The sequence below is a fragment of the Pacificispira sp. genome (assembly GCF_965228185.1).
Taxonomy (GTDB): domain Bacteria; phylum Pseudomonadota; class Alphaproteobacteria; order UBA8366; family Aestuariispiraceae; genus Pacificispira.
Map to the genome: position 1 here is coordinate 400,672 of NZ_CBDDHE010000006.1, position 14,329 is coordinate 415,000.

The following is a 14,329-nucleotide window of genomic DNA, read 5'->3' on the forward strand; positions in this document are numbered from 1 at the left end:
TGTCGACCTACTCGGACCCAAGATAGACGTTGGAGACAAAGGCGCAGTCGTCGGAAAGGCGTTTGACGTAGCCCAAACCGGTCAGCCGGCGCTCAAAGGCTCTGATATTTTCCTCAAACGAGGAGATATCGCAGGGTGGAACCGAGAACGCTCTGCGCGATTCTTCTGGCCCGACGACGATTCCGTACCGCTCGTATAATTTCTGAAGGAAATCCGAGATTGTGATCGGCCGCTTGACGACGGCAAGCACCAATGCCTCGAGAAAATCATCGGAAGACGCAAACCACGTCCCGGCGCCGCGCCGAGCAACCACAAACCCCGAATTGGTTCCAAGCGGCGTTATCATCGTGGAGATGTTGTTCCGGCTGCGGCGCTTCGCGTCATGAATAAACGCCGCTAACCATGCCTCCGGCCGCCGAATGCTTTCGGACTTTGAGCTCCACCGATGCGCGTCGAACGTACGCTGAATGACCTCAAGTGATTGGGTCGACTGCATCGCATTGTCCGGTTGTTTCAGTGCCGCTTCCCAGGCCGGTGTCGGTTCGATCTTTCCGCGGATATAGCTTTCAACAGCGTCTTCGATGACCTGACGGTGACGACGCAAAAATGCCTTGGAGACGTCGCGGAGGTTGGCATCTCGACCTCCAAGCATGTCGAGCGGTAAGGGATCGACGACACTGTTGCCCGCAACAACCTGCGCGCGCTCAGCGAAATAGCGCATCAGATTGAGCGCTGTCATGCGAAACAGCGGCTCAAACTTTTGTGGCGGGGGAAGTTCCTTCAGTGTCAGAATCGCATGCCAGTCTTCGGCCATCCGCTCGTAGGCGGCGTGTTCGCGTTTGGGAAGATAACCGATGGAGCCGCCCGCCGTGCGATCGGGTGCGTCCGGAACAAACTTCGCCGCGATCCGATCGATCGGATCCCTGCTGGCCAAGAACTGCTCTGCGATCACGGGAGCCAGTTCCTTTGCAAGGGACGACCGGCTAAGCATCAGGTAGACCATCTCGCCGCCACGGCCAAAAAACATCCGGTCGGCAACAAATTTCTGGTCAACGTCGTTCAGAATGAGATTGGCACCGCGCGGCGCAAGAAACCGCGATGTGTAGCGCCGGTTGTTGAGGACATCGACCTCGAGACCCTGCAGAATCTTCACCGCTTGGCGCGCATCGTCGAAGCGGTTGCCAAATCGGGCGCGCAGGAACTCGAAGTTCAACGGACTGCCCGACCTGACCTCGTTGGCAAAGCCCTTGTTCAAGGCTGCAATCCAGGCCCCGAGGCGCTCCTCTGGCGATAGCTGCGGGTCGTTCGCGACGATGTCGAGCGAGCGATCCTTGAAGAGAATATACCTCAGAGCAACTGACTTCACGATGGGAATGGTAACGTTCTCATGCTCGTCCGAGGCTGCTACTGGATGATTGAAGATCCTGGTTTCTTCATAGCGCCGCCCATTGTCTCCTAATTGAAGCGCGCGGCAGATGGCGAGGACTTCGAGAACCAAGATATATGGCAACTGCTCTTCAACGAACCGATGCCCGAAAATGGCTTCCTGCACCCACATCAGGGTGTCGGCACCTTTTCCGTCCTCTCCAAGATTCGATTTGAGCGAGGGAGTGTCCTGCACAATGGATTCGAGCATCAGACTTCTTCCCCCAACGAACCTATGACACGCTCGCCAAGAGACTCTCCGCTGGTATCGACCGCTTTGAAATCAAGGGTGTCTTCTCCCTCATTATGGAGAATTGCGCCGACACACCGAATCTGAAAGCTCCTGACATCCTGGAAACATTGGTTTGAGAAGCTCATGGGTAGGGCACCGTCATGGACGCGCATGAGATATTCGAAGAGCGTCGGCGTCAGAGGCAATTTCGTGAGCACCCGTCTAGCCGGATACGCCGCAATAAGTTCTAAGCTCGGCGGACGTCCGGGATGGTTCGGCGCCTCAAGGTTCAGACAATAGGGCTTGCTCTTCCAACCTATCGGGTTGGCAACGAGTATCGGGATGTCGGCACCCTTGTAGACCCCCGATGGTTGCGTCAACCAAAGCCGATCCGCAGTCTCGGTGAGCGATCCCGTCAGCGCACGGTTTAGGCCTTTGACAATTTTCGGTCGTGTGAGTGAAAATAGGTCGCCGTCGCGGCCACTTTCCAACCTCAGTAGGTTGAGATAGAGGTCCCCATAGCTGTGGACCGTGAGCTGCCAAGGACTTTTCTCTCTTACATCACTGCTTGGGTCGGGCCACTCGAAGAACAAGCGCCGGCGCTGTGCCGTGAGCGCATTGCGTAAGTCTCGGATATGGGCGCTGGGGTTCTCACGATAGTTAGCTCGCAACTGCTGATAGCTGGCCGCGCCATACTGCGGGTGGTCGATTGGCATGGCGTTGTGATCGACATCGAGTAGCTGATCATCAAAGAAGTTGTTCGTTTCGAATCCGATGCCGAACTCGGAAAGGGCCGCAAACGCCGAGTGCTGCAGACGGCGAGAAACGGGATGGTTCTCTCCGAATACGTTATTGTAGGGATTGGTATATTGGTATTCTTCAGCTGCTGCGCGCTGTTCCGCGCGAGCACAATTCATTAACGGTGTCTGATAAGGGTTCTTGGAATCGCCCAAGAGCGCGTTGACGATCAGAATGATAATCTGACGGATCGAGAGATGCCTTTCATCAGCCGCCGCTATCTCGACGAGAGCACGAAGGCGGTTCCGCAAACTGGCGCTCTCCCGCTTCAACAGGACGTCTCGATTGATTAAAATTGGACAGGTGCCGGCAGTTTGGCTCGAACATCCCTCCGCACAGCCGTTCCAGCCAGGATGATTGCAGACCTGCTCGATGATCGCATCAATCGTAGCCGCATGCGAAGTGCGGGACATATTGATGAGCCGAAAGGCCAGACCGTCAGGCGGTGTCTCCTGATCGTCCCTCAAGAGCTTCCGAAAGGTTGCAAGTATCCGTTCGCCCTGAGGATCACCCTTGATGTGCTCTTCCCACGTACGCAGCAGGTGACCATCGTTCACACAAAGCACAAAATGCTCGGTCGAAGCCGGATCTGAGAAGGCAGTCACCATGCGAGCGATGATCGCTCCCTTGCTCGCCGGCTCCAGTTCGCTGAGGTCCTTGACGAAGACAACGCGCCGTTCAGCCTTGGCATCGACCCACTCAAGTGTTTCCTGAGTATTCCCCCAGGTCGCGGCATTGCCCGACAACGCCTCGAGGACTTTACGTGCGGTGTAGGTTTTGCCGTCGCCGGCTGTGCCGGTGAGGATGACCGAGCGAGGCTGCTCCGCAGTCAGGTCTTTGAGAATCTCGTCAGAGCGCGTCTCAGGAATGGCGATGGGATCAACACCGGCTTTCGCCGCTGCAACAACGACGAACTCGTCGTACATATTGTTCCCATCTGAGGTAGGGCCGTAGGCCGCAAGGAAATTGACTAGTTCGTTCTGTGCCATCCTCCCCCCCACGCAACTTCGGTGCAATCTACCGCCGTCAGAAAAAATGAATTGGCCCCACTTTAGTAAGACTCCTTCATTTGTGGCAAGCTAAGCACATTTTCGCCTTCCCGTAGAGATCATCAATATCAATGGGCTCCTTGTCAGCTCTCATAGGATTAGCCTGAACTTTGGAACGCAACCGTTCAACTCTCTTCTCATGGTCAGACTTGATTTGCGCGACACGCTCCGGACGCTCTAAATCATCGAGCGATTCACCTTGGCTCCACGTGAAGGGGGAACCGTGTGCGACCGCATCTTTCTCGTAAGCCTTCGCTTCCTTGAATGCTTCTGGATGTTGTTCTTTCAACCGGACCCATTCTATCTTTTGTTGGAAGAAGCAAAAGGTGCAGCCACTCCGAGTTCGCCAGGAATAATAGTCGGGTAGCCCAAGGCCAGCGCCGTCGAGGATGTCGATGACACCCGCCTTGTCTATGCCTGCATGTTTGAATGGGAGTTGAACAATCAGCCTATCGTGCTTAGAGGCGTAACCTTCCCTATACTCTTCATCGCTCCGGATCGCTACATAGCTGTAGACTGTTGCGCCGTCATCCAACATCGGCCGAAGCCATTGCTCGAAAGGCCGCAGCTTGAGTTGGCGTGTGCACCAGCGGGTTTGTGGCGACGGTAAAAAATCATTGTACTGCTTCAGCCAAAAGTCGAAATTCCGATCGGGGTTCAGACGCCGGATCGGCTGCCCCAAAAAACCTTCGAGCCGACCAAGATATTCGTAGACCTCTGGAAGCTCTTTACCGGTATCAGTGAAGAAATATTCGATTTGAAGCTCAGGATGGTGCTGCCGCATATACACAGCAAGTGCGGCGCTATCGCGCCCACCAGACAATCCAAGAACATGCTTTTCTGACACGGATCTAGTCACGGTTACTGTTTGCCCCCGGATTCCTTACCAAAATGGCATTCAGCCATGCATCTCGACCTCTTCGGCTACCTTCGCCATGCGAAACCCAGATCTCAGACAGATGTGCATCGGCAACGTCGTTCACCACGGCGCGCAAACGATCCTCATCCAAATCGAGATAAAAGCGTCCGTCTGCCGAATGCCGTTCGCCTGAGCCATGCTTGAAAGACATGTAGAGCGCCCCTTCTGGCTTGAGCGCATGAACCAGTCGACAAACTGCATCGGCCAGCTCGTCCGCCTGCACATGGAGTAGAGAGGAGCAAGCCCAAATTCCGTCATAGAAGGGCTCAGATTCAAAATCCTGGAACGTTTGAACCCGCGCTGGCACTTCCGTCAGTTGCGTCGAAAATGCGCAAAGTGCCGGTGACGCATCGAACGCATCGACATCGTATCCAAGATTCTTGAATGCTAGAGTATCGCGCCCCGAACCGCTGCCCGCGTCGAGGATCTTTGCGGACCTTGGCAGATAGCCAAGAAAGCGGCCGTAGATCTCCGACATGTCCACACCAAGCGTGGACTCTGCGTAGGCGAGCGCATGATCTCGATAGTATTGATCGGTTCCGTTCTCAGTGCTGTCGGAAGCCACGCTAAGCACTCTCATCCCCAGCCGTGTTCGTTTGATCTTTCGCCGAGTTTTGCCGAAAGATAAGAAGATACAAACCGAGCAACAGAAGAACGAGCGAGGCAATGCCCCACCAAACGCAAATCTCAAAGGGCCAGTATTTCCAGAATGCGCCAATGAATGAAAACATGGCGGCCAACAGCATGAGCACGCAAAAAATCGTAATCATGCTGTAGCTGCCAAGCCAAGGCAGCCGCGGATTTTTGGGAGTCCCCCCCGCGAAGCTCGGCGGATGAAAGGTCTTGATGCGCTCCAGGTAACTCTCCAGAACGTCACGAATGCGATAGACGATCAGGATCAATGCCAGATTGCTGAACCCAGCCAACATGAGGAGGGCGAACCGAAGCTCGATATCAAGATTCTCAGTTGCGCCAGCACCAAACCAAAGACCTCCCGTGAGCGTCATTGCAAGCGCGGGAATGTGGTTCATCTGCGCATTTAGATTCCGAAACTGCTCGAAATTCTGGACGTAGCAGAGCTCCTCGCGAGACTTTGGGTCAGTCATTTTGGACCAGCCTCGCATTTGTGCCGGTCTTGGCTGAGGCCTGGATATAGCTCGATGTCAATTCGGCCAGAGCAGCAAGGATGACATTGCGCTGCTTAAACTGCGATTTTTCGAGCACGTCCCTGACTTGTGCGATTAGCACGTCAATCTCTGCTCGATCAGTCTCTACGACTTGGAACTCCTCCAAAATCGGCGTGGGGCGGCCATCGATACCGACGACGACCGCCATCGCATGTCGTTTGTCGGGCCTGCCTTTGACTCTTGCATAGGTTTCAGCACGCAGGAACTTCTGAGCGAGTTCCGCGAGTTCCACCGTCGCCCGGTCCAGGTCGGGGTCCACCCAATCCCGAGGTGGCTTGTTAGCGGCGAGGCTGGCGATCCCTTCGAAGCTCTCCTCACTGCCATCGAACTGGGCTAACCGACCCACAAAGGCATCAAGTCGAAAATCGCCCGCCAACTGGCGAATGTTCTCCGCGCGCTCCCGCAACTCAGCCAGTGATTGGGGTGACACGTTCGGGACCTGTAGTTCCGCGAGCATCAGATCACGCAGACGCTGAAGCATGGACGGGTATGCAGCAGCCAACTCCCCCAAGCCATCGCGAACGCTCCCGATGATGCGTCGAAGGTCGTCTTCGTTGCCGAGCGTTACGTCCTCTCCGAGAGTTCCGGGAATGTCATCGAAAAGAAACTGGTTGGGATCATGAGCGCGCTTGAACAGATCCCGAATGTTCATCGCGTTTGTCGACAAACGCATAGTGCGCGCTGTCCATTGCGGCAGCCGATCATAGATCGCGACGAGCCCACGCCCGACATCGATGGGAGCAAGATGAACGAGATCATTGGAAGCATCCAGGCCCCGCACAACCTCCGCCATCCCCGAGAGAAGGCGGCGCGAGGCATCTGACAGATCCATCCAACGCAGTTGAATGAAACCTGGATCCTTGGCCAGCAGCTCGACGTCCACGTCGTGGAACCTGGATCGGAAGATCCCGTCGCGATAAACGGCGAGCCGGTCGCGCTGGGACATAATGAAGGCTACGGCAAGGATCGGCATAAGCCCGTCCTTCACCCCAAACGGTGGTTTGCGCCATTCGTCGAACAGTTCAGAAATCGCCACGGTGCGCCTGGCATGCTGTCGGACGTAGTCAGTCGCCATCTTCCAGATTGGACCCAACCGACAGGGATCAGCGGCCTTTTCCAGCGGCACCACAAACCGCCAGACGTCCTCGTCCTGAGCGTAAAGACCAGTCGATTCCAGAACCGATGCAAACAGGCCACCCTCGGCAGGAAAACCTTCGATTCCAAGCCGGCGTTCGCCTTCGTTCAGAACCATTCGTCGAAGAAGGTTGTTTTGTGCCGCGATGGCATTGCTCGACGGCTTCTGTCGATTAAGCAATTCGTTGTGCAGGCGCGGGGATTTCTTAAACCGAGTGTCGGCCAGCTCAGATGCGATGCTATTCAAATCGGCTTGGCGCAAGTGTTTTGGCGGGAAGTTTTTCCGGAACCACAACGCATTGTCGAAGGCCTTATGAAGCTCGGTCTCGAGAAGTGCCTGCAAAGAGGCCAGCCGAGCAGAAACCTCACGCCTTGCGACCGCATCACCTTGAAGTTCTGGATGATCGTTGCTGACGCTTTCGAGAGCGAATAACTCACGAGCCAGCGGAACCACCGCCCAAGACCGCTTGGAAATGCCGACAACGAAGTCCCATTCATCGCTGTGGTGCGCAGCCTTACGGCAAAGCTCCTCCGCCAGACCTTCGTCTTCGCCCTCCGTCGGAATGGCCAGCAAGAATTGGCCAATGGCGCCGTTCACTGGACTGGCCTCTGCGGCAAAGGCGACCACGCCGCTCACTGGAACAATGTTGACGTCGAACCACCGCAGCGCACCAGTTTCGTGATAGTGGCGTTTGGCCAGTATTGGCTGAAGACCAGCGAGCGCCTTCAGCTCGCTAAAATCGATCTCGTCGATCTCATCCAAGGCGGTGCGGACCGCGCGTTCAATATCGAAGTCGCTGCCAGCGAAAATTGCTCGCGCATCAAGAAATTTCTTGAAGATCGTAAACGACCAGCGGTCGAGGTCCTCCAGTGTTTTTGCAAGCGACTCGGCTGGGATCTCAGGAAAACATGCGCCAAGCAGTTCCGAGTTGGCGACCAGGCCCGATCGTTCCTTGAATAGATCAACAACTCCGATCGTCTTTAGAAGCTTGATGTGGCGCTCATCCCCTCCAATCGCCTCACAACGTTCAAGTGCCTCAGCGGCAAGAGCCCAACGATGGCCATCCGGAGAAGCAAGAATCGACGGCTCCAGATTGGTTCGCAGGTAATCCCATAACCGCTCAGGTCCGTAGATTTCGTCATCATCGGCCTGGCGCAGAAAATCCTGAAAGCCGAATGGCTCCGATGAATTCAGGAAGCCAAAAATGCTCCTTTGGTTCTGACCAAAACGACGCCGGGAAATAGGCCCCAGAAGACAGGCGACAACCGGATGTAGGGGCCAGCAATCCTCCAACATCCCAGAGAGGCGTTCCGCATCGCCAGCGCGTGCCCGCCGGGCTTGAGCTGCCACCGTCTTAGCTCTTGCTCCCGACCGTTTCGGTCGATGATCGCTTTCGATGGCTCGTGAGATGAGATCGATTTGCTCCTCGCCAGCGGTATCAACCACAAGATCGACGAAGCGGCCCTGTATCTTAGCCCACTCATCGCGCAATTCATGCGACAGCCTATGCGCATACTCATCGAAGGCTTGATGGAGCACGCCGACAATCAGAAATCGTCCCTTGCTGCGCGAAGCGGCCTCGGCCAGTTGCTGCAAGATATAGATGTCCGAACCATCCTGCGCTGCGCCTTCGAGGAACTTGCCCATCTCGTCGACGACCAGAAGCAAGCCACCGTGCGAGCGGGGTGCTTCGGCTGCTGCCTCCGTCAAAGCGGCAATTAGATTGCTTTCAGTCCAACCGCCACGCGGACGCCTCGATACGAGGCCCGCTCGCGCAACGGCTTCTCCGATCACCGTCACCGGGTTGTCACGACGGGCGACAACCGGAAGGATACGCCATCCTTTAGTGCCAGTGGGAAGAGCTCTGCGGATCTCTTTGGTCAATGTCTTGCCAAAGACCTTTGCAGCTTGTTTTTGGAGGGATGGATTGCCATTGAGCAGCGCGCTCAAGGCGACGACCAAGCTCGACTTGCCGCTGCCGTAAGGCCCCGTCCAAGTGAAGGCGCCTTGGCCTGTCTCTGACACATGCCGCGCCATTGTCGAAAGAATAACAGCCGAAGATTGCGGACAGACAAAGCCCTCAAGCGCCGCTGCATCCCCCAACTCGGAGTCGATCCGGATGGACCTCAGAAATCGTCGCGCGATGTAAACATGCTCATTCAGGGCCATCAGGCAGCTTCCCTCTCACCCCGTTCTTCATAGTCTCCCGCTAGCAACGCCAACGCGGTGTCAGCGTCGATCTCGGCGTTGCGCACGACCTGCTTCAGCCCAGCGGCCTCAGACCATCGCAAGGCTCCATTCGTCACATCTTCGAGGCCGACCAGCCGATCTGCAACGTCGTTTTCGTCAAAGAGAAACGTGCGACCCGGGCTCCCAGGCGCATGAGCGATCGCCTCGAAGGACAGGGTTGCGGCGCCCGAATAGCGAGACCAGAAATCGAGCAGGGCATAGGCAAACACACCGTCGCCCAAGCTCGACTTTGCACCGCGCACAAAGCGAAAGCCGTCCTTTTTTCCGATGGCTTTGATCAAACCGAGTTCCGTGAGGGGCGATTCCAACGCATCGTCGTGACCGACCTTGCCCGACGGCGGCCGCGAGACGTAAGTGCGGATGAAACAGGCTACGTCGTTCTTGAGCGTTGCCTGCGCCACGCGTGACCAATTCCGATCCTTCGCGAGGCGGTCGAGCTTCTTCATGAAGCTCTCGCGCTCGAATGTAACTGCGGGGTAATGGCTGAAAGCCCAGAACCATGTGGTCTTTTCGGCTTGGCCGGCTAATTGCCAATGGACAAGCCAAAGGCTTGCGGGATGCTCCATGAAGGGATCAACCCCCTTGGAACCAAAAAGAAATCGGCCAAGCCCGGTCGTGCGCGCACTATTTACCGTTGGCTCTTCAATAATTCCCGCCGCCTTCGCCCAATGACGCATCGACGCGACCATGTTCTTGCCGACTCCGAACCGAGCGATCGCCTCATCATCCCAACATGCCGCTCGATTCTCTGGCATGCCCTCGGTCTCAGCGACGCGGTCATAGGCCTTCTTCAGCCACCCATAGCGCAGCGGAAAAGTCTCGTGCCCGGAAAACTGCGGGCTATAGCTGTCTTGAAATAACGGACCGCGCGCCATCGTACTCCCCGGCCTACTGGATGAACCCTCCAGGTCGACTGTAGGCGAACCTCTGTGCTAGGGTCAACTAAGCTGGAGGGATCATCCTGAGCGCAAACCTCAGTCAGGCGCGCGGCAGATCCACCGAAACGAAGTCTATATGATTGTAAAATAATGAAAATTGGACAGACAATCTATCTCGACCATCAGGCAACGACACCTGTCGATTCTCGCGTGTTTGCGAAAATGTCGCCGTTTTTCGCGGAGGCGTTCGGAAATCCACATTCTGCAGATCATGTGTTTGGGTGGGAATCATCGCAGTCGGTGGAAGCGGCGGCCGCGACAATTGGCGATTTGATTGGCGCGGATAGCGACGAAATCATCTTCACGTCCGGTGCCACGGAAGCAAACAATCTAGCCCTTCTCGGCCTCGGGCGCCGCGCCGCTGGCGGCAGACGCCGTCGTATTCTCGTCGCCGCAACTGAGCATAAATGCATCCTCGCGGCGAGCCGGGTCCTGAGCGAACCACTCGGCTACGAGGTGCAGTACCTGCCGGTAGATGCGCAGGGTTTCATTGACCTTACGGCGCTCGAACGGGAACTTTCTGAAGGCGTTTTGCTGGTCTCTATTGCTTTGGTAAACAACGAAATCGGTACAATTCAGGATATTGCTGCCATTTCTGAGCTTGTACGAGCATCTGGCGCGTTTTTGCATTGCGATGGCGCTCAAGCGCCCTGCGCAATTGATATGAGCACTATGACCACTCTAGTGGATCTTCTTAGCCTTTCGGCTCACAAGATTTACGGTCCAAAAGGCATTGGCGCGCTATATGTACGGCGTGATTTGCAGACTCATATCGAGCCGCTTATCTATGGGGGCGGTCAGCAAGGCAACTTGCGCTCAGGCACAGTTCCGGTCCCGCTTTGTGTTGGGATGGCAGAAGCAGTACGCTTGTTAAATTTAGATCACTGCCAATCTGAACGTGAAGAGCTCAGACAACTAACAGCAAAGTTCATCGAGCGCGTCCAAGTCCTTCCATGGCAGGTCCAACTGAATGGCCCGGATGTTTCCCGTCGACACCCTGGAAATGCCAATTTGCGATTTGACGGATTTGAGGCAGACGACATCCTTCGGGTTCTTCAACCCGGACTTGCGGCATCCTCCGGCTCGGCGTGTACGTCAGGCATACCAGAACCTTCGCATGTTCTGCGGAAAATCGGCCTGACGACAGATCAAGCAAACTCATCGATCCGTTTTAGCCTCGGCCGAGAAACAACCAACGAAAATGTCGACGATGCAGTAGCACTCATTGACGATGCTCTTAGTCGGTTATCGCGAGCTGATCTGCGAGAGCCGGCACAAGCTACCGACTCCGGTGACGCATGAGCACCGACTGCTGCTCTTCCGACTTCACGGGAACGAAGCCCATCCTCGCGCGCTTCACCACTTCGCAGATCGCTTCCGCGTCAGCAGCATCGTTCTTCTGCTACTTCACAGAGGGCTAAACGTAGAAGGGCGGCATGAGACGAACCTAATGCCCGAGATCCATCAGCGTTCGTGCCCAATGATGTGAGTTGGCACAGGCTTCCATACCGACGAAACAAAAGGGCAAGCCTGGAAAGAACGTTGTTACCTACGATCGGCCCAGTTTCCGTCGAACAACCACAGTGCCAGCGTCACCGACGCCGTGAACTCAAAACACGTACTTCACGATATCCAATCCGATCGCAATACCCTGTTGCCGGCACGGCTCCCCCTCATTGCGGCAATAGACAACCGCAGTATGGCGTATCAACCCCGGTGGCGGGGGCCGTCCGCACCTTCACGTCAGGAGCAACCCGTCATAGCCGCATGACTCAAACCCAATGGCGTCCGAGAAACCCGAGGCAGTTCAGGCGAGATTGGAGAGGAGGCACTTGGCTGGTGTGCTATTGTGTCTGTTTACCCCTAGCTTACCTGAACGCAGAAACCCCTCAGCGTTCTAGCGCTAAGGGCTTGATATCGTTGGTTGCGGGGGCAGGATTTGAACCTGCGACCTTCAGGTTATGAGCCTGACGAGCTACCGGGCTGCTCCACCCCGCGTTGGGGTTGGGTATTGGCATGGTGTTGGTTCCCATGGAAGACTTGGCGGCGACCTACTCTCCCGCGGCTTAAGCCGAAGTACCATTGGCGCAGGAGGGTTTCACGGCCGAGTTCGGGATGGGATCGGGTGCTGGGCCCTCCGCTATGGCCACCAAGTCGTCGATGGGAACCAAGAGGAAGTATTGAAGCTGTTGGGATATGTTTTGCGTGATAGCCGGATCCGATGGATTGGACGGCGTCTCTCGCGAGATTGTCTATTTGGTTTGGTGCCCACTCGCCTAAGCGTTTGGGTAGATCCTGTTTGGGATTTACCGTCATGCGAAGGGGAGATGGAAGCCATTCGAGCAATTAGTACCGGTAAGCTTCACGCATTACTGCGCTTCCACACCCGGCCTATCGACGTAGTGGTCTACTACGGCTCTCAGGCGAGACCTGGTTTTGAGGGGGGTTTCCCGCTTAGATGCCTTCAGCGGTTATCCCGTCCATACATAGCTACGCGGCAGTGCCACTGGCGTGACAACCGCTCCACCAGAGGTATGTCCATCCCGGTCCTCTCGTACTAGGGACAGATCCTCTCAAGTCTCGAACACCCACGGCAGATAGGGACCGAACTGTCTCACGACGTTCTAAACCCAGCTCACGTACCTCTTTAAATGGCGAACAGCCATACCCTTGGGACCTGCTCCAGCCCCAGGATGAGATGAGCCGACATCGAGGTGCCAAACACCCCCGTCGATGTGGACTCTTGGGGGGTATCAGCCTGTTATCCCCGGAGTACCTTTTATCCGTTGAGCGATGGCCCTTCCACGCGGGACCACCGGATCACTAGGACCGACTTTCGTCTCTGCTCCATCCGTCGATGTCGCAGTCAAGCGAGCTTATGCCCTTGCACTCGTCGAGCGATTTCCGACCGCTCTGAGCTCACCTTCGCGCGCCTCCGTTACTCTTTGGGAGGCGACCGCCCCAGTCAAACTACCCACCACGCAGGGTCCCGGGCCCGGTTTCACGGGCCGCGGTTAGACAACAAGAGCGTCAAGGGTGGTATTTCAAGGATGACTCCACCAAGACTGGCGTCCTGGTTTCAACGTCTCCCACCTATCCTACACATGACGGTCCTGTTGCCACTGCGAAGCTATAGTAAAGGTTCACGGGGTCTTTCCGTCTGACCGCGGGAACTCCGCATCTTCACGGAGAGTTCAATTTCGCTGAGTCCGCGTTGGAGACAGTAGGGCAGTCGTTACGCCATTCGTGCAGGTCGGAACTTACCCGACAAGGAATTTCGCTACCTTAGGACCGTTATAGTTACGGCCGCCGTTTACCGGGGCTTCAATTCGACGCTCTCACATCTCCTCTTAACCTTCCGGCACCGGGCAGGCGTCAGACCCTATACGTCGTGTTAGCCACTTCGCAGAGCCCTGTGTTTTTAGTAAACAGTCGCCACCCTCGTTTCCGTGCCCCCTCACACTGGTTGCCCAATGCAAGGGCCCCCTTATCCCGAAGTTACGGGGGTATTTTGCCGAGTTCCTTCAACGCGGTTCTCTCAAGCGCCTTGGTATACTCTACCATCCCACCTGTGTCGGTTTCGGGTACGGTCTATTCTCGGGGCTATTTCCAGGGACCGCTTCATCGCCCGCCCAATCCGATAAGGACGAACAATTGCCGCGATCCGTCAACTCCCGAGAGGCCCAGGAATATTAACCTGGTTCCCATCGACTACGCCTTTCGGCCTCGCCTTAGGGGCCGGCTCACCCTGCGCGGATTAGCCTTGCGCAGGAACCCTTGGGATTTCGGCGAGAGTGTTTCTCACACTCTTTATCGCTACTCATGTCAGCATTCGCACTTCCGATATCTCCAGGACCCCTCGCGGGTATCCCTTCACAGACCTACGGAACGCTCCGCTACCACTCCATTAAGGAGTCCGCAGCTTCGGTGTACGGCTTGAGCCCCGGTACATCTTCGGCGCAAGGCGGCTTATTTAGACCAGTGAGCTATTACGCTTTCTTTAAACGATGGCTGCTTCTAAGCCAACGTCCTGGTTGTCTTGGCCTCCTCACATCCTTTCCCACTTAGCCGTAACTTGGGGACCTTAGCTGGCGGTCAGGGCTGTTTCCCTTTTGACGACGGACCTTAGCACCCGCCGTCTGTCTGCCTGGATTGCACTCTTCGGTATTCGGAGTTTGGTTAGAGTCGGTAAGGCTCGCGCCCCCCTTCCCCATCCAGTGCTCTACCCCCGAAGGTGAGACCAGACGCGCTACCTAAATAGCTTTCGCGGAGAACCAGCTATTGCCGAGTTTGATTGGCCTTTCACCCCTAACCACAGGTCATCCCCGTCTTTTTCAACAGACGTGGGTTCGGTCCTCCAGAGCGTGTTACCGCACCTTCAACCTGCCCATGGCTA

The 14,329-nt window shown here is 56.1% G+C and carries 8 protein-coding genes, 1 tRNA gene, 2 rRNA genes and 1 pseudogene (1 of these 12 cut by a window edge); 1 reads left to right on the forward strand and 11 read right to left on the reverse strand.

Going from position 1 to position 14,329, the window contains the following annotated elements; translation table 11 throughout:
* Positions 1-7 precede the first annotated feature (7 nt).
* The 7 genes from ACO06O_RS12580 to ACO06O_RS12610 all read right to left on the reverse strand — a co-directional run bounded on the left by ACO06O_RS12580 (position 8) and on the right by ACO06O_RS12610 (position 9,870).
* Entirely contained in the window at positions 8-1,636 is a 1,629-nt protein-coding gene (locus tag ACO06O_RS12580; RefSeq protein ID WP_421880248.1) for a hypothetical protein, read from the reverse strand.
* The gene (locus tag ACO06O_RS12585) at positions 1,636-3,444 is read right to left on the reverse strand and encodes a hypothetical protein (protein ID WP_421880250.1); all 1,809 of its coding nucleotides are present in this window, start codon (positions 3,442-3,444) and stop codon (positions 1,636-1,638) included. Before ACO06O_RS12585 ends, ACO06O_RS12580 begins: the two co-directional genes overlap by 1 nt.
* A gap of 76 nt (positions 3,445-3,520) precedes the next feature.
* Positions 3,521-4,351 carry a phosphoadenosine phosphosulfate reductase family protein gene (locus tag ACO06O_RS12590; protein WP_421880252.1) on the reverse strand — a complete coding sequence of 277 codons (831 nt, stop codon included), beginning with the start codon at positions 4,349-4,351 and terminating at the stop codon, positions 3,521-3,523.
* 4 nt (positions 4,352-4,355) lie between these two features.
* Positions 4,356-4,988: a class I SAM-dependent methyltransferase gene (locus ACO06O_RS12595; RefSeq protein WP_421880254.1), complete on the reverse strand. Its 633-nt coding sequence runs from the start codon at positions 4,986-4,988 to the stop codon at positions 4,356-4,358.
* A 1-nt stretch (position 4,989) separates the two neighbouring features.
* Positions 4,990-5,529 carry a hypothetical protein gene (locus ACO06O_RS12600; RefSeq protein WP_421880256.1) on the reverse strand — a complete coding sequence of 180 codons (540 nt, stop codon included), beginning with the start codon at positions 5,527-5,529 and terminating at the stop codon, positions 4,990-4,992.
* Positions 5,522-8,914 (reverse strand): hypothetical protein, encoded by a 3,393-nt coding sequence (locus ACO06O_RS12605; protein ID WP_421880258.1) that lies wholly within the window; start codon positions 8,912-8,914, stop codon positions 5,522-5,524. The genes ACO06O_RS12600 and ACO06O_RS12605 overlap by 8 nt, the downstream gene beginning before the upstream one ends.
* Positions 8,914-9,870, reverse strand: coding sequence for a DUF4007 family protein (locus ACO06O_RS12610; RefSeq protein WP_421880260.1), 957 nt, complete (start codon positions 9,868-9,870; stop codon positions 8,914-8,916). The genes ACO06O_RS12605 and ACO06O_RS12610 overlap by 1 nt, the downstream gene beginning before the upstream one ends.
* 153 nt (positions 9,871-10,023) lie before the next feature.
* Between ACO06O_RS12610 and ACO06O_RS12615 the strand changes: the two genes are divergently transcribed.
* A complete protein-coding gene (locus ACO06O_RS12615) occupies positions 10,024-11,235 on the forward strand; it encodes a cysteine desulfurase family protein (protein ID WP_421880262.1) in 1,212 nt (403 codons plus the stop codon).
* Here the strand turns inward: ACO06O_RS12615 and ACO06O_RS12620 are convergent.
* The 4 genes and pseudogenes from ACO06O_RS12620 to ACO06O_RS12635 form a co-directional block, all read right to left on the reverse strand.
* Positions 11,216-11,581: pseudogene (locus tag ACO06O_RS12620) on the reverse strand (IS110 family transposase); the annotation flags it as partial. The gene ACO06O_RS12615 and the pseudogene ACO06O_RS12620 sit on opposite strands and share 20 nt — an antisense overlap.
* Positions 11,582-11,854: 273 nt before the next feature.
* Positions 11,855-11,931: transfer RNA gene (locus ACO06O_RS12625), tRNA-Met, on the reverse strand.
* A gap of 40 nt (positions 11,932-11,971) precedes the next feature.
* A 5S ribosomal RNA gene (gene rrf / locus ACO06O_RS12630) occupies positions 11,972-12,087 on the reverse strand.
* A gap of 171 nt (positions 12,088-12,258) precedes the next feature.
* A 23S ribosomal RNA gene (locus tag ACO06O_RS12635) occupies positions 12,259-14,329 on the reverse strand; it runs 668 nt beyond the window's last position.

What these genes read in the sequence shown, in the direction of transcription:
- ACO06O_RS12580 (WP_421880248.1), bottom strand. Translation starts at nt 1,636, where the DNA reads ATGCTCGAATCCATTGTGCAGGACACTCCCTCGCTCAAATCGAATCTT.
- ACO06O_RS12585 (WP_421880250.1), bottom strand. Translation starts at nt 3,444, where the DNA reads ATGGCACAGAACGAACTAGTCAATTTCCTTGCGGCCTACGGCCCTACC.
- ACO06O_RS12600 (WP_421880256.1), bottom strand. Translation starts at nt 5,529, where the DNA reads ATGACTGACCCAAAGTCTCGCGAGGAGCTCTGCTACGTCCAGAATTTC.
- ACO06O_RS12605 (WP_421880258.1), bottom strand. Translation starts at nt 8,914, where the DNA reads ATGGCCCTGAATGAGCATGTTTACATCGCGCGACGATTTCTGAGGTCC.
- ACO06O_RS12610 (WP_421880260.1), bottom strand. Translation starts at nt 9,870, where the DNA reads ATGGCGCGCGGTCCGTTATTTCAAGACAGCTATAGCCCGCAGTTTTCC.
- ACO06O_RS12615 (WP_421880262.1), top strand. Translation starts at nt 10,024, where the DNA reads ATGAAAATTGGACAGACAATCTATCTCGACCATCAGGCAACGACACCT.